Genomic DNA, 23,650 nt, shown 5'->3' with positions numbered 1-23,650 from the left:
GATATAAGCTGTAAAATCTATCCCTGACTTTAAGTCTTCTCACAGTACTACCCTTTGACACCGCCCTCAGAAAGTCCTCCGGTCAGATTTTTCTGTATGATCATAAATAAGGCAATAACAGGAGTTGCTGTAAGTACTGAAGCGGCCATAATCCTATCCCATACCGCATTTTTGGAAACAAACAGAGCTCGGAGCCCCATGGGTAGGGTATAGAGATCTTTATATCCTTTTAGAAAAACAGAAGCAAATAGATACTCGTTCCAGGCAATCATAAAAGAGTAAATATAGACGGTGATAATTGCTGAGATAGAAAGAGGTATTATGATACGCCAGATTGTACCCAGTCTGCTGGAACCTTCAATCATAGCGGCTTCTTCAATTGAAAAAGGGATAGTCCTGAAAAAGTTACCCAGCATATACAGAGAGACTGGCAGGGTCTGCACCATATAGATCACAAGTAAAGCTCCAAAAGTCCCTCCCTTTGTGGATAGAAATCCCAGGCTGACACAAACTTTATACAAAGGGATCAGCAAGAGTATTCCGCCAAACATATATACAAAAAGAACTCCCCTCTGCACAGTAGAACGCCCGGTAAAACGCAACCTGCTAAATGAATAGGCACCGAGAATAGCAATGAATACCGAAAGAAGAGCAGCGACACCCGAAAGCGCCAGAGAATTTAAAAAATACTTTGGAAAGGGGAACACATCTCCACTATTTCTATACTTTGCGAGAATGGTATCCCTTTGAGCCTTAGTCATATCCGGAGTATTCTCCAGGAGTTCAAGTATAGATTCAGGAACGTTTTTAAGATTCTGGCCCACATTCAGAAGCTCCTTATAAGCCTCTGTATTAATCTGAGTTGGTATGAGTGAGGGATTTCCCCAATCCCACTGGTATTTAAGAGAAGTAGAGAGCATTTGAAAAAAGGGAAAGATACAAAATGATACGATGAAAATAATGAGAATAAAAAAACCTATTGATCGTATGGGGCTTCGTTTCGTTACCATTTGAGAACCTTCTTCACATAAATAAGAATAAAACCAATAAGCAGCAGAAACTGAATCAGAGCTAGCGCTGCCCCCTGTCCCATATCCATAGTACCCACAAAAGCTTTAAAATAGGTATATATAGACAAGACTTTAACATTCGTAGTCAAAAGGTAAATTTCTTCGAATTTATTAAAATTCCAAATAACCCGTAATAAAATAATAGATCCAGTTACAAAGTAAATTTCAGGGAGCGTAATAAAACGGAATCTTTCCCAGCCAGAGGCTCCGTCCACTTCGGCAGCTTCGAAGAGATTTTTATCGATTCCCTGCAAACGGGAAAGAATCATAAGATAAGAAAAAGGAAAATTCTTCCAGATACTGAATATAATGGCAATCCAAACAGCGGATGAGGGAGAACCGATAAGATTTACACGTTCGCTAAAAAACCCTAACCTCTCAACAAGAACATCCATTACAATCCCATTGACCGGATCAAAGATAAACTGCCAGGCAAAAACAACAGAAATAACGGGGGCTACATAGGGAAACAGAACTAAACTTCTAACAAGCCCTCTTAAAGGAAAATCCTGATTCATCACTAAGGCAACAATCAAACCAAAAAGAGTCGTCCCGACTGTCGTAAAAAAAACATAAATGACAGTCGTCATTACTGATTTCCAGAAAAAAGAATCCATTAGAACCGATCGATGATTTTCCAGTCCCGTAAAAGTATTTCCTTCGTGAAGATTCACATCAAAAAAGCTTAAATATATATTATAAATAATGGGATACAAAATTAACGAAAGAATGATAAAAACAGCCGGAAACACGAGCCCCCATCCTAATAACTGCTCTCTGCTTTTCTGCCCCAGCCTTTGAGTGGCTAATAGATTTGTCATAGAATAACTCCGAGAGGAGAGATTAACGCGAACCTCCCCTCTTAGTGATTTTAGTGGGTAACCCTCCGGAATCCCGGAGGGATCAGGTTACTGAAACTACTGTAATTTACCCATTTCTTCTTCTGCCCAGGCCATAGCCTTATCAACATCCATACCTTCCTGAGTTATCTTGTAGAGCATTTGAGGTATGATTTGCTTGGAATAGATGGAACTTGCGGCAGAAATTCTGTTACCGTCAACAATGCTGAAAGTCTCAATATTATCCAGTCCATCGATAATTTCAGCCATTTTCTCTTTGCCGTAATTATTGAAGATTCCTTTTGGATCATTCTGAAAACGTTCGTTTACTGCAATATCTTTAAGAACAGGATTCATACCGCCTGGAGCCATATGGAGCCAGGTGATATAGGCGTTGGGTGTATAAAGATAGCGCATAAAGCTCTTGGCTGCCGCAGTTTTAGCCGGATCGCCCTGATCAGGTAGAGATAGCGATACAACCACACCGAAGCCGGCATCTTCTGAATTTGAAATGGTTGATGCCATTCTTGTATTTTTTACCAAATCCGGATCAAAGCTTGTTCCCGCCAGGTCTTCAAAGTTTTCACTGGATAGAGAACCGGCAGCCACTTCGGCAATTGCCAGATCATCCATGATATATGTTGAATAGAAGAACATTGCCATCTTACCCTGCAGGTAATAGTCTCGGGCTCTCCAGGTTTGAGGTCCAGGAGGATTAAACTTGGCAAGTTCGGCATAGTATTCAATGGCTTCCTTCATTTCAGGAGAATTGAATATCAGATTTCCGTCTTTATCAAAGAGGCCGGCACCATTGGACATGGCAAACTGGGTAAAACACTGTTCTGCATAGGCCTCTGCTTTTGTTCCGACAAGAATACCATACTGATTCTTGTCAGGCTGATAGAAATACTCTGCTGCTTTGAGAATGTCTTCCCAAGAAGAAGGAGGATTAAGTCCGGCTTCTTCAAACCAGTCGGCCCTATACCAGATTCCCTGAACCCAACCGTGATAAGGAGCTGCATAATAACTTCCGGGTATATCACTTTCATTCAATTTGAGAGTCCCGGCATAAAACTGATCTGTACCAATTGAGTTAATCAACTCTGTTACAGCAGCGGAATCCAGAAGCCCCTGTGATCCGAAAGCCACTGCATTCTCGGTTGCACTTTCAAGTAAAGCCGGAAGGTTTCCAGCTGCTGCTGCAGTATTCAACTGAGTAGCCATATCATTCTCATCGATAGGGATCAGGTTGATTTTAACATCAGGATTCATAACTTCGAATGTGTCAATGAGCACCTGAATCGTTGCTAATCTTTCAGACTGAGTCTGAGTCGTCCAGAAGTCGATTTCCACGGGTCCCTGAGAGACCTGAGATTCCATTGCGTCCTCACTTTGACCAGATGCATAAGCAAATGATGTGAGGAGTAAAAAACTCATTAACAAGATTATCAGTTTTTTCATAAAAACTTCTCCTTTGAGATATTTAACTTCATTTTAATACAGGTATCATGGAGAAAGCATTCACAACTGAGTACCATTTTAGTACCAGGAAAGAGTTTATTCATCATCCAGGAGATAGCGGCAGTACTCTTTTAATTCAGAATTTCTTGCGGCTTTCATTACAGACATCCTGTCATGGACATCCAGTTTATTATAAATATGACTGATGTGATTTTTCACAGTTTGGTCAGCAATAAAAAGCTTTTCTGCGATATGCGGGTTATCATAACCTCTGGACATGAGATAAAGAATTTCTCTTTCCCGCCGGCTCAGGGTATCAATACTATATTCAGAGTCATCCCTTTTCTGTTCATCTTCTTGAGACTGATTATCCGGTCTCTGATTCGTAACCAGCTGCGAGGCAACTGAGGGAGAGATTTGGAGTGTTCCGTTATTAACCGCTCTGATGGAATTGATCAATTCTCCAGAGGGCATGTTCTTAAGCAGATATCCTACAGCTCCTCCCTCAAGAGCTCGATGAACATAGGCATCATCATCAAAAGTCGTGAGCATCATGATCCTGATATCCGGTAGTATCTGATGGATTTCACAAGCGGCCTGAACACCATCCATGACAGGCATTCTTACGTCCATCAGAATAATGTCTGGAATGAGTCTCTTGGCCGCTAAGATAGCATCCTTCCCGTTATATGCAATGTCTACAACATCTATATCGTCAGCCTTCATCGATATAACAGTCTGCAGTGTCTCTGCAAACAAAACCTGATCATCAACAAGTAATACTCTTATCATCTTTAGCCTTCTACAGGAGTTTGATTTTCTGAGAGAGGGACTGATATGGATATTTCAAAACCACTGCTTATATTATGATAATCCAAAGATCCCTTTAATTCATCCAACCTTTCCTTCATACCCGCCATCCCGATCCCTTCATTAAGAGAAACAGCCCCAAGGCCATTATCCTGAAGACTGACACGGAGAGTCTTATTCTGAACCCAAAAATAGATCCTAATCTCACTGGCCCTGCCATGCCTGAAGGAATTGGTCAATCCTTCCTGAATAAAACGGAATATAGCCTTGTCGATAACACTTCCAAAGCTATCGGGGGAGTTACCGAATTCTGTATAAACCTCAATACCTGTAGCTTCTGCAAAAACTGATACCAACTGAAAGAAAGCACGGATACCTCTGGGCCGTCCGATCTCTTTTGATCTTAAGAGCCGCATAGCGCCCCTTGTTTCTTCCAAACAGTAGCCTGCCTCTTTCATCGATTTCTGAATTAGTTTCCCCGATTCTCCTGGATTATCCTCAATCATCATACTGGCTGCTTCAAGCATTATTCTTATGTTAGTCAACGAATAGCCAACCGTATCATGAATTTCGCGGGAAACTCGCTTGCGTTCCTTTTTTAGAGTTTCTAGTTCCAGGCTGTTTGAATAGGTCTGAAACCCTAGATTTGCTTTTGCCATGCTGCTCAAAGCATCATCGAGCCTCCTGGTTAAAACTGCCTCCTCCCTATGATTCTTCTGCTCCCGTGTATATAGAGCCAGCAACAATAGGACCATAAGAGCATAGGTAACCGTGGTTAAAAAATCATGCAGAAGAGGTGCCGGCAGCTCGGTATAGAAAGCACTCTTTGGTCTTTGAAGTATAAGGAAAAGAGCCAGAGAGCTTATCATACCCCACAGATTACCGGGAAATTCAAAATACAATCCGGATTCAATGAGAAGAGAAAGAAGTAGGGTGAATCCCAACCAGGGATAGGCGCCAAAAGGATAGGCCATGAGAAAAAAAATCAGCATCTTGATCACAAACCCGGCCTTTCTTAGTCCTTGAAAATAAAAGAGACCAATACTTAAAAGGGATGTGGAAACAATCAGAAAATAGAATTGCCAGGCAAAACGGTCAAAACTGGGAATACTGGAATGCATTAGATGAAACTGTACAAATGCCAGAAGCATCAAAACCATGGAAAAGAGAATGACTTTTATATCATAATGAGAGGAATACTTCTTTTTCAGCAAAGCAAAAGTCCTGATAAATGTTTCATACCCGGTATTTCTGAATCATACATCTTCATTCATGATACTGCAAAATAGAAACATTGGAAGTAGGAAAAAAATCACCACTAAAGAGCAAGGACTTCAGTGAGAAGGATCATCTTTTTTTATATTTAGAAAATGTCAATCCTGACTCTTATATCTGAATTGACTCGGAGAGATTCCCCGAAGCTCTCTAAAAACAGTGTAAAAGTAATTTCTATTGGGAAATCCACATTTTTCAGCTATATCCACGGTACTGTAGGATGTATTCTTCAACAAATCTTCCGCGTAACTGATTCTTTTCTCCTTTACATACTGACTAAAATTCTTCTCCATCCGTTTTCTAAACAACTGCCCCAGATACTTGGGAGACATATCCATCTCTGCAGCTAACACTTTCAAAGAAATGGGCTCCTTGAAGTCACGGTCTATCTTAATAAGAACTTTTTCTATGGGATCGGACACATTTTTTTTATTATGAACGGCAATGACAATATCCTTTGATATCCTGAATAGAAAAGACATGGTATTCTCGACAGATTTCTGATAGAAAAGTTCTTTGAACAGCATCTCGTATGAACCGAAAATTTGTTCAAATTCTATATTAAATTCATTGCATATCTGAATGAGACGTGAGATGACATCGATTGTAAATCCCCTGAAATACTCCAGCGAAATAATCTTGGAAGATTCAAATTTCTTGAAGAAATCTTGAAAAACAGATTCCAGATTCCCACTGTTCCCATCCCTGATTGACTGCTCCAGAGAAAAAAGTCCGATCTTTTTGATTTCATAATTTTTCAGAAACATATCATCCACATCATCGATGGTAATAATATGTTTAGGTAAAAACCGCATCTGGGAAATATCCAACCCGTTAAACCAGTCTGCAGCAGCTTTGACGGGTGTAGCTCCGTCAATAAGCGGCGATTTCAAACAGATTGCATGAAGCTCTCCCTTTCTAATAAAGTCCATCCCTACTTTGGTGCTTCCGTTGGAAACCTTAATGATGTCCCGCCGTCCCGCCTTATCCAAAGCCCGGTTTATTCCTGTCTGAACTGTATCATCATCGCAGCTCACAATACCTTTTAATTTAGAACCATAAGTTGTGAGCCATTCATTCACCAGTTTTTCTGTCTTATCTGTATTCAAGTAGCTTGTTTCCATGGCTAGACATTTCATGCGGGGAGCTGTTTTTTTCAATTCAGTAACGATAGACCAGGTTCGGGAATCATAGGTTGAAGAACCCGGATAATGACGGACTATGGCATACCCTCCTTCCTGATTCATTAGTTCGGAGAGTTTATTTGCAAGCATCCTGGATTCTCCCCAGGCATCTGGTCCTGTCCAGGACAGAATATATCGGAACCCCTCATTTGCCGGAATCATATTACAGGCTATGACCGGAATCCGATGTTCATAGAATTTCTTAAACCAGGCCGTGGATTCATTTTGAAAGAAAGGATCAAGTAAGACCATATCCGGTTTAATCTCTAGAGCCTGCTCCACAAGCTCATCAAATTTTTCAGGGCTATTGTCCCCATAAAGGAGCTTGATATTCATACCAAACTGCTCGGCAGTCTGCATCATGCTCTCTCCAAATGTAATCATATAGGGATGCTTCACAGGCAGAATCCCTACAACGTTTTTATTCCTGGGACCGTCACCGAGAGAGTCTGGCTGAGGGAGCCTTTTTACATTAAAACCTACAAATTCGCTATCATACCAATGACGAGAGTCGTCCTCGGGATACAATTCCGGGTTCTCCGGTCTGGGAGGAATAGCCTTATCGGGATCTTTATCCCAAAGTATGAAGATGTCATCATACTTGAGCTTTTTTCTATTTCTATCGGTCAGCATTCCCGGTTCAACTCCTAGAGACCTTGCTGTATTCTTTATATTCTGATTCAAACCAAGAGCTCAATTTATTCTCTAACAGCCCTACTAATTCCCTGTTTTCATCAGCCAGATCATTGGTTTCTCCGGGGTCGGACTCTATATCATAGAGTTCAGCCTTCAAAGGAGAACTTATAGTACGAGGCGGATCTTCGTCCATGATGATACCTCTTTCAATAAAATATTCAGGCTCATACATGCTCTTGTTCAGCCATTGTATGTCAAAAACCTCCATGGCTTCGGGAATCTCCGGGAGAACCAGCTTCCACTTCCCATCTCTGATGGCTGTATTGCAACCGGGAACAGGGCTGTAACGATTCCATTGCCAAAAACGGGCCGGTGAGTCTCCTCCGGCTTTCCCCATGATCCTTTCAGAGAAATCCACTCCATCCAATTCTTTACCTTTCTCAAGAGAAGGCAGGCTGCACAAGGACTTCAGACTGGGAAGCCAGTCACAAAAATGAAACATATCATTATCTGATGTCCCGGCTTTTATGGTATTATTCCAACGGATGATCTGGGGAACCTTAATGCCTCCCTCATAAACAGTGCCTTTCGATCCATGAAGGTTACAATTGAATCTTTCAAGAGAATCATTTGCGTCATTTCCTCCATGATTGGTACCGTACTCAAACTGAGGACCATTGTCACTGGAAAAGATGATAATGGTGTTTTCATCCAGGCCCTGATTTTTGACTTCTTCCATGACCCGTCCAATTCCCTTATCCATCCTCTTAATCATCCCATAAAGAGCTGAAACAGATTCATTATAACAGCCTTTCTGCAGGAAGGGTTCTGCTTCCTCTCCGGGAACCTGCAATGGAGTATGGGGAGCATTATAGGCCAGATGTAGAAAAAACGGTTCTTTGCTGTTTCTCTTGATAAAGTCTACGGCTTCATCAGTCCAGAGGTCTGTCAGATAGCGGCCGTCTCCCCGCTTGATGCTGTTTCCATATTCCAGTCTCCAGTCGTAATAATCATGCATACCACCCCGGAAACAGACAGTTTCATCAAACCCTCTGTTCTGGGGATGGTATTTCATATCAAACGCCCCCAGATGCCATTTCCCGACAATCCCGGTTTTGTATCCTCCTGCTTTAAAGTAATCAGCCATGGTGATTTCTTCGAGATTCAAACGTTCCAGGCCACGCCATTCCAGGGTATCCACAGAACCGGTTTTCATTGGATACCGTCCCGTAAGCAAAGAAGCCCTTGATGGATTACACACAGGCGATCCGGCATAGCACTGAGAGAAGCAGACCCCTTCATCCATGAGTGAATCAATATGAGGGCTCAATGATTCATTGGGATTGTATTTTCCCAGATCTCCATAGCCAAGATCATCTACAAGTATAAAAATTACATTAGGTTTCATCTGGGATTATCCTTTCATTCCGCTAGTGACAAGGCCTGACACAAAATACCTCTGGCTGAGAATAAACAGAATCACCAGAGGTAGCATTACAGTCGCTGTGGCAGCCATTAAGAGTTCCCAGTTGATAATGACATCTCTAAACCGGGAGAGTCCAAGCTGAACAGTCATCATTTTTTCTGAATAGACAACCACGAGAGGCCAAATGTAGTCATTCCAGGTATAGGTGCCCTTCAGGATTCCAAGACTCAAGAGTAGAGGTTTGCTATTGGGGACATAAATAGCCCAGAATCTTTTCCAAACCCCGGCGCCGTCGATTTCAGCAGCATCATCCAGAGAGTCTGGAAAATTCAGAAAATACTGCCTGCAAAGGAATATCCCGAAGGCCCCGGCAAAGATGGGAAGGGTAAGCCCCAGATAACTGTCAATAAGACCTGTTCCTCCCTGTCCCCAAAGGTTGTTCCCACCTGTTAGTGGGATTCCCCTCATGATGAGAAAGGTGGGCAGGATTGTCAGCTGAGGAGGAACCATAATGCCCAGAAGGACGGAATAAAACAGGAGATCCCGCCCCTTGAACTGAAGCCGTGCAAAGGAGAATCCCGCCATGGAATTGGTCACAAGGCTCACCACTGTGGCCAGGACCGTAACAAATATTGTATTGGCAAACCAGCGCCCCCAGGGAGAGTTGGCAAAGGCTTTGGGATAATTTGAAAACTGCATTTTCGCAGGAAAGAACTTAAAGACGGACGCATTGATTTCTGCAGAGGTCTTGAGTGAGGCTGTAATCATTAAGACAAAAGGCATGACAACAACAATGGATGCCAGGAGTAAAATAATGAAGAGAATATAGGTAGATGCTGATTTTTTTTGCATTATGTGGCTCTCCTAGGATAGATCCTGGCCCTCTCGGCCATATTTAAAATTGAAGACTGTCAAGAGAATAGTTATGAGTAGAAGAAAAACACCCATACTACTGGCATAACCCATTTGAAAATCGACGAATCCCCGTTCATACATCTGATGGACAATCGTCGTCGTCGCATTACTGGGTCCTCCATCGGTCATAATATTGACCTGTTCAAATACTGCAAATGACTGGATTGTATTAATGACGACAAGAAAGAATGTTGTCGGCTGAATCAAAGGAATCGTTATGTGCAGGAATTTCCGAAACCCACTGATGCCGTCAATGTCTGCCGCTTCATAGAGCTGAGGGGGAATCTGCTGGAGGCCAGCCAAGTATATAATCATATTATACCCCGACATCTTCCAGACTCCCATAACCATAAGAGAACTTAATGCCAACTTCATATCAAATAACCAGCGTTGAGGCGGCAGGCCGATGAATTTCACAAATCGATTAAGGACTCCGCTTGCAGGATCATAGATCCACAGCCACAGCATTGCTACAGAGACCATAGAAACAAGATAGGGAATATAGAAGGCCAACCTGAAGAAACCTCTACCGGGTATATTGGTATTCAGCAGCACGGCCAGAAGAAGCCCCAAAAGAATCTGGGGAATAATGGTTCCCAATGCATAAATGAATGTGTTTTTAACAGACACCAGAAAAAGCGGGTCCGTAAACAGACGTGTAAAATTATCTATCCCCACAAAATTACTTTGTGTAAATAAATCGTAATCTCGGAAACTGAACCATACGGTCATAAGAACCGGAAGAAGCACGAAAAACAGATAGATCACATAGCAGGGAAGGATCATCAAGTGTCCTGAAATGTTATGCTTATATTTCATTTTATATCCTGAAGAATAGGAACCCCGCCCCATGATTCAGGCGGGATCTCTGATTGTTAATGATTATTTAATTTCATTTAAAAGTAGTTGATAATTCTCTTCCAGAGCCGTCTGAGGATCTGACATACCATAGAAGGATTCAGACATGGCCTTTCTCATGTACTTGATCTGAAGAGTAGCCCAGGGAACCAGAGGATTTCCAAGACCATTTTCGATTCCGGCAAACAGAGCACTGTTTAACACGGGATTCTCAGCGGTGAATTTTGCAGACAGACTCTTGAGAACCGGGATGTTTCCAGTAGCCTGATAACAGGTCCAGACTTCATCGGGTTCCATCCACTGTTCTATAAGGGACCAGCCTTCATCTTTCATATTAGACCTGGAATTGATGGCATAGAGCCATGCACCATTCCAGTTGCTTGCCCGCTCTCTTGAAATGGCAAAATATCCAACCTCATCTTTTTTATCTGGATAAGCATTAAAGAACTGCTGCAGTGTAATGGTATTGACCTGGGCAATGGCGGCATTCCCCTTAGAGAACGTAGACTGGGTCCACTCCTGATTATTTGTTGTTTCCATGGTGACTTTTTGGTCTTTTACCAGAGTAGTCAGAACTTCCAGAGCCTCTACCCATTTAGGTCCGTTAAAAGTCGGTTGTGAATCTTCACTTATATAAGAAGCGCCATTCATAACGGCAAAGGGAACGAAGGTTAGGAAGTCATCGATAGGCATCAGAAATCCTGCTCTAGTAACAATATCGCCATCCCGTTTTGTCAGCTTTGGAGCCACTTCCAGGAGTTCTTCCCATGTTTCAGGAGGATCATTCGGATCAAGCCCTGCTTCCCTGAAAAAATCCTTTCTGTAAGCAAAAACATAGGGGTCAGGATGGTAAGCCAAGGCATAGTGCTTTCCATTGAGGAGAGAGACATTCAAGATGGAGTCTGGTATATCGGATTTAGCTTCCCATGAATCAAGATACTCATCGATAGGCATAAAAACACCCTTGTCTGCATACTCGGATACATGCTGAATACTACAGCCGACAACATCGGGACCGATACCGGCGGCCAGGGATGTATTTAATTTCTGGGGAAGATCCTTAGGTATGAAATACTCATATTCCACCTTGATCCCGGGGTTTCTCTCTTCATAGCGACCGATAAAATCCCGGACATAATTAACCCAGACATCATCTGTCCCCATTCTCCAGAACTTCAAAGTTTGTTCTGACGATACGTTTTCTTCACCCTGTCCGGCGGCCCATGCAAATGATCCGCTGATTATCAGACAGAAGGCAATCATAAAAACGACTTTTTTTGACATATTGATTCTCCTTTTTCCCTTTAGATTCATAGGTGATTGTCAAATATTCCTTTTCACCCAATAATACAATTCTGTAAGGTAATTAACATATCATCTACTATAAATATTACCCATCATGCTCTAAATATATCTTATCACACATGAGATCAAAGGAAATTTTGAGAGAGATCAACTAGATGAATAGAATCACAGCAGAGCCAATGCAATAAAAATGACCCTACCGCGATAAAAATCAAAATTCCATAAAATACCGGTGAAGGACTGTAGATTTGTTTAATTCTGGATGGAAGCTTGCCGCTAACATCTTTCCCTGCCTGACCAGGACAGGGACTCCCTTATGGCTGATTAAAACCTCCACCTTCGGTCCGTACTCGCAGATCTGGGGAGCCCTGATAAACAGAGCAGGCAGAGTCATCCCTCTCCAGCTAAGACTTGTTTCAAAGCTGTCAATTTGACGGCCATAGGCATTCCGTTTTACTTTAATATCCATGAGCCCTAGGGGTTCAAGGCCCAAGCCTATGAGTTCCAATGAGAGCAGGATCAGTCCGGCACAGGTCCCAAAGAGAGGCATCCCTTCCCGAACCCTTTGAATAAGAGAACCTTTGAGCTTTGATTCATTGAGTAAACGGATCATTACGGTGCTCTCGCCCCCTGGTAATATGAGGCGGTCAATCGTCTCCAAATCCTTTTCGTTTTTAACAAGAATAGGAGAATATCCCATTTCTTTCAGGATCTTTTCATGGGCGGCAAAGCCACCCTGCAGTGCAAGGATTCCCGGAACATTCATCACCAACCTCTTCCGGCCAGCCTCTGTTCTGCCGTTAATTCATCCATGGAAATGCCTGTCATGGGAGCCCCTATGTTACGGCTCAGGTCTACCAGAATGGCCGGGTCATTAAAATATGTAACCGCCTTTACAATGGCCTTGGCCCTTCTTTCTGGATTTTCTGATTTAAATATTCCAGACCCTACAAATACAGCCTGAGCGCCCAGATGCATCATAAGAGCGGCATCGGCAGGTGTTGCCACACCTCCCGCTGAGAAGTTGGGCACAGGAAGCTCTCCTGTTTTTGCCACTTCGAGGATGAGATCATAAGGAGCAGCAAACTCTTTTGAAATTGTCATAAGAGTTTCCCTAGGCATCCCCTGAATGCGGGCTATATCTTCTTTAAGGGTTCTCATATGACGTACAGCTTCAAGAATATCACCGGTTCCGGCTTCCCCCTTGGTGCGGATCATGGCAGCCCCCTCGGCAATGCGTCTGAGAGCTTCGCCGAGATTTCTGCATCCGCAGACGAAGGGAACGGCATAATCACTTTTTAGAATATGATACCTGTCGTCCGCCGGTGTCAAAACTTCCGATTCATCAATGAAGTCAATTTCCAAGGCTTCAAGCATGCGGGCCTCGGAAATATGACCGATCCGGCATTTAGCCATTACCGGGATGGTGACGGCGTTTTGTATGCTTTCAATCATCATGGGATCGGACATTCTGGCCACACCCCCGTCTTTTCTGATATCCGCAGGCACCCTTTCCAAAGCCATTACTGCGGCAGCTCCCGCCTGTTCGGCAATCATAGCCTGTTCGGGAGTGACGACGTCCATGATGACTCCCCCCTTCAGCATTTCTGCCAGGCCCACCTTACTTTTCCAATTTGCAGTCTGTCTTGCAGACCAGGTCTGTTCGCTCATTGCGACCTCCAGCCTCTATCAATTCAGGTTGAGATTTCTAATTTCTTCCAGACCGAGGAGGACGAGTTCGGGAACGATTTCATCAAATATTTGGGTATTTTGAAACAACTGAGCATAGGTACCTGTTGCCAGAACCAAGGCTCCTTCTTGTGAGAAACACTCTTTCTTCATACGGTAAATCAACTCTTTGAGCATGCCTATGGTTCCAAAGTAAAGACCGCCCTGAATTGCACTCACCGTATCCCTTCCACAGACATTTTTCGACTGTCTTATCTCGACTTCCGGTAGCCATGCTGTACGATCAGCCAGGGCTTCCATGGCAATATCCAATCCGGGAACCAGAGTTCCCCCCAGATATTCCTTGAGACGGCTGACTGCACAAAGGCTGGTTGCCGTGCCAAAGTCTACAATTATGAGATTTTTTCCGGGATGAAGTTTAACTCCTGCTACAGCATTGGCTATTAGATCTGCACCCAATTCATGATGATTGGTATACTTGACCTGCAAACCGCTTTTCACTCCTGCTTTCTGAGACAGAGCTTCCAGATTGAAATATTTCCGGCTGCACTCGTCCAGGACTTTGTTGAGTTCAGGCACAACAGAACAGTAGACAAATCCCTCAATATCATCAGCACTGAAGTGGTTTACACACAGCCATTGAATAAGAAAAAGACCTATCTCATCTGCGCTCATGCCGGTAGAAGAGTTTTTCTGAAAAGTAGCTTTGATCTGTCCATCCTGCAGTAGACCTCCGAATATCCGGCTGCTCCCTGCATCTATTGTCAGTATCATCGCTTTTTGAATTTGTTCAGCACCTGTCCTCCACGAATCAAGCCTGATTGATAAAATATTGTATTTCACCCGGTACCGTTCCTAATGGAATCGACCCAGATAGTAAAAACTATAGTCCTGATTGTCCGAAGGGTCAATCCTATGAGCCGATGGCAGATATGGAGTCATGAACAATCATCTTAGCCTTCAACTCCACATTCAAGGGAAAGCTGTCCCAATGCCCTTGAATCCGTTCTAAGAGAGTTTCGGCTGCGACCTGCCCCATCTTGGCTGTAGGTTGTTTCATAAGTGTCAATTTCGTAGACAAGGCCTCAACCCCGGAAAACAAATCAAACCCGAAAACCGACAGATCTCCAGGAATCTGGATATGTCTATTGACCGTAGAGAGTAAGACCCCGAGAGTCATGTCATAACTCATGGGAAAAACCGCCGTAGGCGGATCGGGCATACTCACCAGTTCGTTAAAGAGAGTGCTGCTTTTCCCTACCTCGAAATCCGCCCATCGGACCAAATCATCATCCCAGGGTATATCATAGGTTTCAAAAGCAGCCTTACAGCCCCGATAACGATCCATGGCGACAAAGGAAGTTTTTCGACCTGCCAGAAACCCTATTCGCCTATGGCCTTTACGAATAAGATATTCCGTTGCACCATAGGTCGCATTAAAATTATCTGTAGATATAGAATCTGTTTTTAAACCGTGAACCTTATCATCAATTACGACCACCGGAGTCCCTTCATTCAAAAAAGCCTTCAGCTCTGAAACGACATCCCCTTCCAATCCAGAAGGGAACAGAACGATGCCGTCAATGGATCTGTATCGCAGTTCCTCCAGGCGCTTTTTAAGAATATGGGAATCGTGTTGGAAATTACAAAGCAATATGCTGTACATTTGATCTCTCAGGAAGTTATCCATAGACTGGATAATATCCATGAAAAACTCCGCATTCAGCTGAGAAACAACCACGGCAATCGTCATGGAGTTACCGGTACGCTTAGCTCTGGTAACGATATTCTCCTTATACCCTAAATCTAATATGGCTGCTTCGAGTTTTTCTCTTGTAGACTCCCTCACGGTCTCGCCATTTATAAAACGAGAAACAGTCCCAAGTGAAATACCGGTTCTGCGGGCAATATCCCTTAGGGTAACGGTTGTTTTTCCATCGTGCATAACTGATTATTCAACCTCACAATTTCATTATTCTTCAAATTCAGCCTGATTTTCTTGTGATTGTATTGAACCACACAACTCCCTGAATACGAGGGGGTAATCTTAATATAATCTAACACTTTGTCAGTCCATTGAAAATCAATTATTCCACCTCCAGACAGATGATAGCCTTTTATTCGCCCCTTAGACCAAGAAGACGGAAGACAGGGGAGGAGGAAGATTTTGTCATCCACCTGACGTATCAGCAGCTCCAGCAATGCTCCAACAATTCCAAGATTCCCATCAATTTGAAATGGAGGATGGGCACAAAGGAGATTTGGATATATCCCACCTCCTTTGAATTGGACTCCCCTATCATGCGGATTAATAGGAGTAATGAACCTGTCGATCAGGTCGGGGATGTTATTAGCATTACCCAGACGGGCATTCAGAGCAATCTTCCAAACAGTACTCCATCCCGTTGATTCAAGATCTCTCCCATGAAGGGAACGAGCGGCGCCTTCCCGAAAATGGTCCAGATCATTGTCCATGAGTTTCTTACCCGGATACAAACTAAAGAGATGAGAAAGGTGACGGTGCTCTTCGAATTCGCGATCCACATCATCAGACCACTCTTGGAGCTGCCCCCACCGCCCCAGACGGAAAGGGTGAATCTTCCCTACGGCTTCATTTACCCAGCTCAACAGACCGTCATCACATTGAATATGATGGCTCATTTCAAGGTAAGAGGAGAGAGCTTCCAGGGTCAAGGACAGATCCATAGTGCTTCCTGTGGAAACGGCATTCCGCTCCCCTTTCCAGTCAAACCGATTTTCCGGAGAAGTGGAAGGACTCGTTATCAGATGGCCCGCCTCATCTTCCACAAGAAAATCTTTTAGAAAACGAACACTCCCCTCAAGGAGAGGGAAACACCGTGTCTTAAGGAAGATGTCATCCTGAGTATATAGGTAATGATCCCAGGCCATAAGGGACAACCAGACACCGCTGAAGGGCCAAATAGCATATTCGGCATTGCCCGAGGAAATACTGTCCTTTGTGCATCCTCTGGGATGAGTTTGCGCCCAAAGATCGCTTTGATGATGAGAACACCAGCCCTGAGCGCTGTAAAGATTCTGAGCTGTGTTTAATCCATTTTCCATGAGCCTCATCGCATAATCAAAAAGCGGAAGTGAACATTCAGACAATCCGGTCGTGGAAGCACCCCAATAATTCATTTCCAGATTGATATTCATGGTATAGTTCGACCACCAGGGAGGTGATAATTTGGAATTCCAAATTCCCTGTAAATTAGCCGGCTGACTTCCTGGACGGGATGAAGAAATCAGTAGATACCGGCCATAATCAAACAGCCCCTTGATCAGCTTTTGCTTTACCGACTCGCTCCTGCATGAGGCGTCCGGCGGGAGTGAAAGAAACGGATCATCGTCCACACCTAATTCTAGAGCAAACGACCGATAGAGTCTCTGAAAGTCCTCAATATGCCGATTTAGCAAACTTTCATACCCTTTGCCAATGCAATCCTGTACGGTATTCATGCCATCACTTAAAAATTCCGGGTTGTTCCAATCGGTTCCTGTGTGAATGAAGAGCTGTAAATGTTCAACACTCTCAAGGATGATACTGCCTTCATGCAATCTCATCGTTCCACCACTGTAAGTGATTCCAAGAGTTGTGCAGCCTGTGATTCCCGTATATGAAACATCCTCTCTTCCCTGATCGAAGAATCCGTCAACATCATGGGGAGCAGATAGAACAAACTGCAGGATGTTGTCATTTTCAATAATAATGGCAGGATTATCTTCATACGGAGAACAAAAAGTAATGCGCCCCGAGAGAGGCCGTCCCGAAGCTGCATCAAAGCGAAGAACTCCGCAATTGTCCGGAAAAGACACAAATCCCTCGGAGCTGTAGCGCCTGGAGACAACCTGAGTATAAAGACCCGTAGAAAGATCCAACTCCCGTTCATAAGTTCTGACTTGATCTGAAAGGCCTTCTTCATACTGCCCATCAAAATTGACTTTGATTTCTCCCAGAGGCTGATAGGGAAAGGTATAACGCCCGGTAAAGGTAGAGCTCAGTGCGGATTCGGCCTTAGAATACTCCTTTCGCTTCAGAAGGTTTCTGATAGAGCCTAGTTTTTCGGCCGATATTTTGATGGGTGAAACCAAATTATGACCTGCCCAAAACGTATCATGATTGAGCTGTATGGTCTCATGTCCCAGTCCTCCCCAGAGAGCCAGACCAATCCTGCTGTTTCCCAAAAGGAAACTCTCTTCCCAGAGTGAGGCCGGTGTTCTGAATTGTAGAATCGTCGTATCCATATGTTGCTTTACCTTTGAAGCTCTAGCCTTTAAGACCGCCGGAGGTGAGCCCACTCTTAATATATCGGCTGAATATTAGATATACGACCAAGATAGGCATTGCCAGAAGAACAAGAGAGGCGCTGAAAGCCCCTAAATCCTTTGGAGTGACCGTCATGGCTCGATTGAAAGAGCTTATCAACTGAGTTGTCGTCATAATTGCTTTCTTAGAAATGAAATAGTTAGGCAGTAAAAAGTCCTGAAAAGACCAGATAAATTGAAGTATAGCCAAATTTATTGTCGTCCCGATATTCATAGGAAAATAGATCTTAATGAATGCCTGGAAATAATTGGCCCCATCAATAGTCGCCGCTTCCAGGTAGGCATTATCGATGGCATCGAATGAATTCCGCATAAGGAGCACACCAAAAGGAAGCGTAAGAGCTACTTCCGGCAGGGCTACAGCGAGATGAGTATTCATGAGATTTAAATTCTTAATGGTGAAGAACAGAGGAATCAAAATAGTAACCCCTGGAATAGCCAGAAGGCAAAGAGTCAACAGATAGAAAAGTCGATTCAACCTGAAGTCTATTTTCGAGAAGCAGAAACCTGCAAGACTGGAAACCGAAACCGTCAGCGAAACGGCTACTGCTGCAATGATAAACGAATTAAGCAGGGCCTGGACAAAATAGATTCCATTGATCCTCGTAGTGAGAACATAAACATAATTCTGAAATCCCATGAACCTGAAGGATCTATAAACAGCGGAAACCACAGGAATTAACCAGCATAACGCAATGATTATCATGACAGCCTGCAGGGTCTTTTTCTTCCATCCCGAAAATGAAAGTATACTTGTGTTACTCATATTACGTTCCTAATTTTTTTTTGATTTGTAGAGTAGTTTTATCTGAAGAACCGATAAAAATAGGGCAATAACCAGGATGATCGTAGCTGCGGCAGAAACATACCCCAAATCGGATCCCCTGCGGGTAAAACGATAAATATAGGTCCCTGTTATTTCTGTTGTAAAACCGGGGCCTCCGGATGTGAGCAGAAAAATGACTTCAAACATTCTAAACGTAGCCAACAGCGTCGAAATGACAATCGTTTTGTGACTGGCTTTAACGAGGGGAAAAATAATCTTTGTGATCAATGTCGGAAAGTTAGCACCATCCAACTGGGCAGATTCAAAAATACTGGAATCTATAGTTGTCAGTTCTGCATTATAATACAAAAGTGGTATCCCGATCATATAGATGAGAACAGTGAAGACTGAAACATAAGCCATTCCAGGGTCAGTCAGCCAGGTCAGATTCTGGACATTCATCCCCATAAAACTCAAGACCGCATTCACGGTGCCGCTATGGAATTCCAGCATTTCTTTGAAAACAGTGGCAATCAAGGCTCTAGGAACGATGGAGGGGAGAAACAAAATAGCAAAAAACAAGCGGTTTCCTCTTATATTCGTCGACAGGAGAACGGCAAATAAGAATCCCAGGGTGACCCCGGCCAAAATGACAACTCCAGAAAAGACCAGGTTGTTGAATATACTTTTGTAAAAAATCGGGTCTGTCAGAAGTCTTGCATAGTTGTTCAAACCTACAAATGTAAATTTCTGAAACGACAAATCAAAGTTAAAAAAACTATTTTTTATAATGAAAAAAATGCTGTAAAAAAGCAGGATTCCGACAATTAACATCAAAGGAAACAGAAAAAGAATTGCATTCTTATCGTTGTTCCTCTGTTTGCTTCTAGAAAGGTTTACCACCCTTATTTCCTCCTATCCTATGATGATGAATATGGTTTACCAGAATTGTTTTCCTGCTTGAAACCGGCTGTCTCCACTCGAAAGGAAACAGCCGTATGTAAACCTTACAAATTTAAATTAAAGACCAGATCTTTCAAATTCCTTCTGAATCATCTCTGCTGTTTCTTGGGGAGTAAGATCGCCACCGAGCATAATCTGAATGACCTGTCCTGCCGTATTGCTGAATCCTGATAGGTTGTTCCGATGAGAAGTTGATTCGGCAACCAGCTTCTGAACCAACTCCCAGCCTTCTCGGCCTTCATCTGAGTTGAACAATGAATCTGGCATTTGGGCTCTCTTATTATTGGGAATCAAAAACATCCCCTGATTCATAATTTCAAAACCTTCGCCGGCTGTAAGAAAGTGAACAAGCTTTGCAGCTGCATCTTTATTGGAAGAGCTATTGGAAATACCATATCCAAGCTCAGTATACGCTCTGAGTGTTGCCTTACCTGAATCTCTCATAACAGGCATTGCCATGGCTCCCACATTCTCAAGAGCAATGCCGCTCTTTTCCCTGAAAGTGCTGGATAGCCTTGCCGCTTCCCAGGTTCCCTGATAGAGAATGGCAGCCTTGCCAGTATCGAAAAGCTCCAATGACCTTCCATAAGAAATATCTGTCATATTTTCGAAAACACCGTCTTGAAACATGAGTTTGAAATCACTCAAAGCCTGAACAAAACGAGGATCATCAAAACGTCCACCGTCGTAGCGGATTTCATTGAACAGGTCGGATTCCTGTGCGACGACTGTGAGAAGCATTTCATCAACGAACCATCCGTCACCTGTAAACACAACAGGAAGAACACCTGGAAGCTCTTTTCTTATGGTTGCAGCAACGGCTTTCATTTCTTCATAGGTATTGGGAACAGAAAGTCCCAGATCATCGAACATTTTCGCATTATAGAGGGCGATTGCGGATCCCAAGCGTCCGGCAGTTATAAAAAGCAATTCATCGCTTTCGGTCTGTCCTCTGGCGATATCCAGGTCCAATTCATTAAACTGACTTTCCCATTCCGCTCCATCCATCGCCTCAAAATAACTATCCAGGGGTTCCAAATAGGATTTTACCTGGGGAGCCATCACACCTGTCTGCACGCCAAAGACATCCAGTTCCTCGCCGGAGGCCAATGCCAGAGGAAGCCTTTCCTGATAAGCCTGAGATTCAAATACGGTCAGCTCCACTTTTACACTGGGATTCTGCATTTCAAATGCGTCCAAGGCTTCCCGAATAGTTGCTTCACCGGGATACCATGTCCAATAGTTCAAAACAGTTTGCTCTTCGGACTTAGATTCCTGCTGTCCATTCGCCCAAACTGAACCAAGTGTCAAAAGAATCAAAAAGGATACAATAAAAACCTTCTTCATAATACATCTCCTTTCATGCAAATTAAACATGTTCAATTTATTATCCATGGAGAATAGATCAACTGTCAAGAAAAATATCAACTGATTATTTAGACTAAAGTAGTACTAGTATGTAAATTAAACCATTTTTCCCTCTTTAACTTCAAGAAAATGTTCAAAATATATAAAACATGTTCAACATTCTTCAACTAAGTTGTTCGCGATAGCCCTTGGGAGAACACCCTGTTTGTTTTTTAAATTGCTTCGAAAATATATACTGGTCTTTATACCCCAAGTTTGAAGCAATCTCTTTAATTGAGAAGTCACTATACAGAAGGAGATATTCAGCCTGAAGGATTTTATTCTTTATCATATATTGATGAGGAGTCGTTCCATAGAGCTTCTTAAAAGATCTTATGAAGGCTTTTTCGGTATAACCGCAAACCCCTGCCAGTTCTTTGACGGTCAAATCAGCGGCCCCATCCAGTTCATTTAATCTGGAAATAAAGTTATGTTCTCCCTTTGGCAGATTCATTAGACAGCCTCGAAACATCAATAGAATTTGGAGAACTGAGTTTTTAACCGCGTAGGAGTGATACCGATCCAATGGGAGATAGTTGGCATAGGAGCTATTTTTCAATGCATCAAGATACTGCCTTGTTTCATTCCATAACAGCATTCTATAAATACAATTGGACTCAACAACGATATCTCCCAGACTGAAATGAACAGAATGAATCTCAAGGAGAGACTTTGGATCTGTAGAGATTGAATGCTCCTTTCCAGGGGCAATCAGATAGACCGATCCCGGTCCAAGCTTGTACTCCTCATCATCCATAAACAACTGCCCTCTCCCTCCGGAAATTACTGAGAAAAGAAAGTGCCCCAGCGTCCTCTCTTCGATTCTCCAATGAACGGGAACTCTCAAATTAAAGACTTTGAGAACATCGATTCTTTCCAAAGCGTCTCCCTTGAAGAACAACTGATCAAGAATCAACTCGATGAGATGTAACTCATAATTTGAAATCATCATAAATTACATTATACACAAATGGGTACTTTTTGACATCTTTTGATTTTAGAATGACATTTCTAGGACCCCTTATATCTTCTATAATCTAGGCATGAAAAAGATGAATGTACTCTTTATAACCACCGATCAACAGCAAAAATCCACAATAGGCTGTTACGGGAACAATTTGATAAAAACTCCCTCCCTTGATGCATTAGCACAATCAGGAATCACATTAAACCGGGCTTATTGTGAGAATCCAATCTGTATACCATCAAGGAATACGATGATCACAGGAAGGAAGTCGATCCATCATCAGGCGACGGTTCATAACAGTAATCTTCCTGAAAATGAGTCCTGCCTGGGAGACTATCTCAAACGCAAAGGATACAAAACTCACTTCATAGGAAAACCCCACTTCAAATCACAGGAACAGGAAGGGACAGAAGAGTCCATCCAAGACTGGAGAAACGGGGCCTATGACGGATGGCACGGCCCCTATGAAGGATTTGAAACAGTGGACATAATCCTTGGTCACAGTAATCCCTTAACAGGACATTATGGTGATTGGATGAAAACACAACACCGAGATAAAATAAATCTCTTTGCCGAAGAGAATCTAACTCCCGCTGATGTCAGCTGCGGCCAGGGAGTCTACCTCACAAAAATACCGGAAGAGGTTCATTCTTCCACATACGTAGGAGATAAAACGACCGCATTTCTAAAGGAGATGGCCCAGGCAGAAACCCCTTTTTACTGCTTCTGCAGCTTTCCCGATCCCCATTGGCCGATCATGCCACCTCCCAGTTATTATAAAATGTATGAAAACACAACCATAAACACAGACTACGAGCCTCTTGAAAATGATCCCAACCTCAAAAACTACCCCACTGTCATTAAGAACTACCTCAAAATGGGTCGTATGCCTGACTTTGATGGCGGAGGACATAAAGTCCTCGCGGACAAAGACATAGAGATCATCACCCGTGCCTATTGGGGAACCATTTCCCTCATTGACAAAAACATTGGACGGATAATAAAAGCACTGGATGATGAAGGCCTGAGGGAGAATACCCTGGTCATATTCACTACGGATCATGGGGAGTATATGGGAGCCCACGGAATGATGGCAAAAGGAGGAGTCTGTTGGGAAGAATACATCAATGTCCCGTTCATCGCCTCTTTACCTGGAAAAATAAAAAGGAACACCCGTGGAGACGGATTATTCTCCTTTATAGACATCGTTCCGACAATTCTTGATTTTCTGGGCATTAAGGAGGAAGAGGGATTGCCCGCATTGCCCTACGATGGAATTTCACAAAAAAGCATGATCCAGGGAGAAAAAGAGGCCCTTAGGACTTCTCTGACTGTCCATCATGCAAAATCTGTTCTTAACCCATCTGTTTCAGATCAGCATATTTTAATCAGGAACGACGGTTGGAAGCTTATCTATTTTGCCGGAGAAAAAGGGGGGCAGCTATACAACTTGAATCAAGACCCTAAAGAGACAAGGAATCTCTACAATCTTCCCGAGTACTCCACCATGCAGCAAGAACTAACACGCGAATTATTTGACAAGCTCATCCTCGAATCCAACAAAAAACCGGTCATTATGAAACTAAAATGTAATGATAAATACAGCTGTCATGTGATGACCCGGAAGGTCTGGGGAGAAGAATTGAATCCAAGTTTAAACAGAAGTGATCCTGTTGCTGAAAAGTGAAGTTACTATTTTTTATAAAATATTCTCTAGGGTTTAAAGGGGGAG

Annotated in this window: 20 protein-coding genes; 1 reads left to right on the top strand and 19 read right to left on the bottom strand. The window is 43.1% G+C overall.

The genetic code is table 11. The features are described from left to right. Positions 1-47: 47 nt before the first annotated feature. The 19 genes from EXM22_RS16280 to EXM22_RS16190 form a co-directional block, all read right to left on the bottom strand. On the bottom strand, positions 48-1,010 hold the full coding sequence (locus tag EXM22_RS16280) for a carbohydrate ABC transporter permease (RefSeq protein ID WP_149487536.1): 963 nt from the start codon (positions 1,008-1,010) through the stop codon (positions 48-50). Beyond that, the gene (locus tag EXM22_RS16275; protein ID WP_149487535.1) at positions 1,004-1,891 is read right to left on the bottom strand and encodes a carbohydrate ABC transporter permease; all 888 of its coding nucleotides are present in this window, start codon (positions 1,889-1,891) and stop codon (positions 1,004-1,006) included. The genes EXM22_RS16280 and EXM22_RS16275 overlap by 7 nt, the downstream gene beginning before the upstream one ends. 96 nt (positions 1,892-1,987) lie before the next feature. Continuing rightward, positions 1,988-3,370 (bottom strand): ABC transporter substrate-binding protein, encoded by a 1,383-nt coding sequence (locus tag EXM22_RS16270; protein WP_149487534.1) that lies wholly within the window; start codon positions 3,368-3,370, stop codon positions 1,988-1,990. A 96-nt stretch (positions 3,371-3,466) separates the two neighbouring features. Further along, a complete protein-coding gene (locus EXM22_RS16265) occupies positions 3,467-4,162 on the bottom strand; it encodes a response regulator (protein WP_149487533.1) in 696 nt (231 codons plus the stop codon). A 2-nt stretch (positions 4,163-4,164) separates the two neighbouring features. Then, complete coding sequence (locus EXM22_RS16260) at positions 4,165-5,394, bottom strand: sensor histidine kinase (RefSeq protein ID WP_149487532.1); 1,230 nt, start codon at positions 5,392-5,394, stop codon at positions 4,165-4,167. 159 nt (positions 5,395-5,553) lie between these two features. Further along, the gene (locus EXM22_RS16255; RefSeq protein WP_149487531.1) at positions 5,554-7,272 is read right to left on the bottom strand and encodes a substrate-binding domain-containing protein; all 1,719 of its coding nucleotides are present in this window, start codon (positions 7,270-7,272) and stop codon (positions 5,554-5,556) included. A 7-nt stretch (positions 7,273-7,279) separates the two neighbouring features. Then, positions 7,280-8,683, bottom strand: a complete 1,404-nt coding sequence (locus EXM22_RS16250) for a sulfatase-like hydrolase/transferase (RefSeq protein WP_149487530.1) — start codon at positions 8,681-8,683, stop codon at positions 7,280-7,282. A gap of 6 nt (positions 8,684-8,689) precedes the next feature. Continuing rightward, complete coding sequence (locus EXM22_RS16245) at positions 8,690-9,553, bottom strand: carbohydrate ABC transporter permease (protein WP_149487529.1); 864 nt, start codon at positions 9,551-9,553, stop codon at positions 8,690-8,692. 12 nt (positions 9,554-9,565) lie between these two features. Next, positions 9,566-10,435: a carbohydrate ABC transporter permease gene (locus EXM22_RS16240; protein WP_149487528.1), complete on the bottom strand. Its 870-nt coding sequence runs from the start codon at positions 10,433-10,435 to the stop codon at positions 9,566-9,568. 63 nt (positions 10,436-10,498) lie between these two features. Further along, positions 10,499-11,758: an ABC transporter substrate-binding protein gene (locus tag EXM22_RS16235; protein WP_168203572.1), complete on the bottom strand. Its 1,260-nt coding sequence runs from the start codon at positions 11,756-11,758 to the stop codon at positions 10,499-10,501. Positions 11,759-11,990: 232 nt separating this feature from the next. Beyond that, the gene (pdxT, locus tag EXM22_RS16230; RefSeq protein WP_149487526.1) at positions 11,991-12,545 is read right to left on the bottom strand and encodes a pyridoxal 5'-phosphate synthase glutaminase subunit PdxT; all 555 of its coding nucleotides are present in this window, start codon (positions 12,543-12,545) and stop codon (positions 11,991-11,993) included. Next, complete coding sequence (pdxS, locus tag EXM22_RS16225) at positions 12,545-13,384, bottom strand: pyridoxal 5'-phosphate synthase lyase subunit PdxS (protein WP_425465774.1); 840 nt, start codon at positions 13,382-13,384, stop codon at positions 12,545-12,547. The genes pdxT and pdxS overlap by 1 nt, the downstream gene beginning before the upstream one ends. Positions 13,385-13,468: 84 nt before the next feature. Beyond that, on the bottom strand, positions 13,469-14,311 hold the full coding sequence (locus EXM22_RS16220; protein WP_149487524.1) for a type III pantothenate kinase: 843 nt from the start codon (positions 14,309-14,311) through the stop codon (positions 13,469-13,471). A gap of 70 nt (positions 14,312-14,381) precedes the next feature. Then, complete coding sequence (locus tag EXM22_RS16215) at positions 14,382-15,413, bottom strand: LacI family DNA-binding transcriptional regulator (protein WP_149487523.1); 1,032 nt, start codon at positions 15,411-15,413, stop codon at positions 14,382-14,384. Further along, positions 15,383-17,734, bottom strand: coding sequence for a glycosyl hydrolase family 95 catalytic domain-containing protein (locus EXM22_RS16210; protein WP_149487522.1), 2,352 nt, complete (start codon positions 17,732-17,734; stop codon positions 15,383-15,385). Before EXM22_RS16210 ends, EXM22_RS16215 begins: the two co-directional genes overlap by 31 nt. A 22-nt stretch (positions 17,735-17,756) precedes the next feature. Then, positions 17,757-18,581: a carbohydrate ABC transporter permease gene (locus EXM22_RS16205; protein WP_149487521.1), complete on the bottom strand. Its 825-nt coding sequence runs from the start codon at positions 18,579-18,581 to the stop codon at positions 17,757-17,759. Positions 18,582-18,590: 9 nt separating this feature from the next. Continuing rightward, complete coding sequence (locus EXM22_RS16200) at positions 18,591-19,313, bottom strand: carbohydrate ABC transporter permease (RefSeq protein WP_210411510.1); 723 nt, start codon at positions 19,311-19,313, stop codon at positions 18,591-18,593. A 288-nt stretch (positions 19,314-19,601) separates the two neighbouring features. After that, positions 19,602-20,891 (bottom strand): ABC transporter substrate-binding protein, encoded by a 1,290-nt coding sequence (locus EXM22_RS16195; protein ID WP_168203571.1) that lies wholly within the window; start codon positions 20,889-20,891, stop codon positions 19,602-19,604. Positions 20,892-21,075: 184 nt separating this feature from the next. After that, positions 21,076-21,903: a helix-turn-helix domain-containing protein gene (locus EXM22_RS16190; RefSeq protein ID WP_149487518.1), complete on the bottom strand. Its 828-nt coding sequence runs from the start codon at positions 21,901-21,903 to the stop codon at positions 21,076-21,078. A 91-nt stretch (positions 21,904-21,994) separates the two neighbouring features. Between EXM22_RS16190 and EXM22_RS16185 the strand changes: the two genes are divergently transcribed. After that, positions 21,995-23,605: a sulfatase family protein gene (locus EXM22_RS16185; RefSeq protein ID WP_149487517.1), complete on the top strand. Its 1,611-nt coding sequence runs from the start codon at positions 21,995-21,997 to the stop codon at positions 23,603-23,605. Positions 23,606-23,650 lie beyond the last annotated feature (45 nt).

This window comes from Oceanispirochaeta crateris (genome assembly GCF_008329965.1).
Lineage (GTDB): Bacteria > Spirochaetota > Spirochaetia > DSM-2461 > DSM-2461 > Oceanispirochaeta > Oceanispirochaeta crateris.
This window is presented reverse-complemented; position numbering and strand designations above follow the sequence as displayed.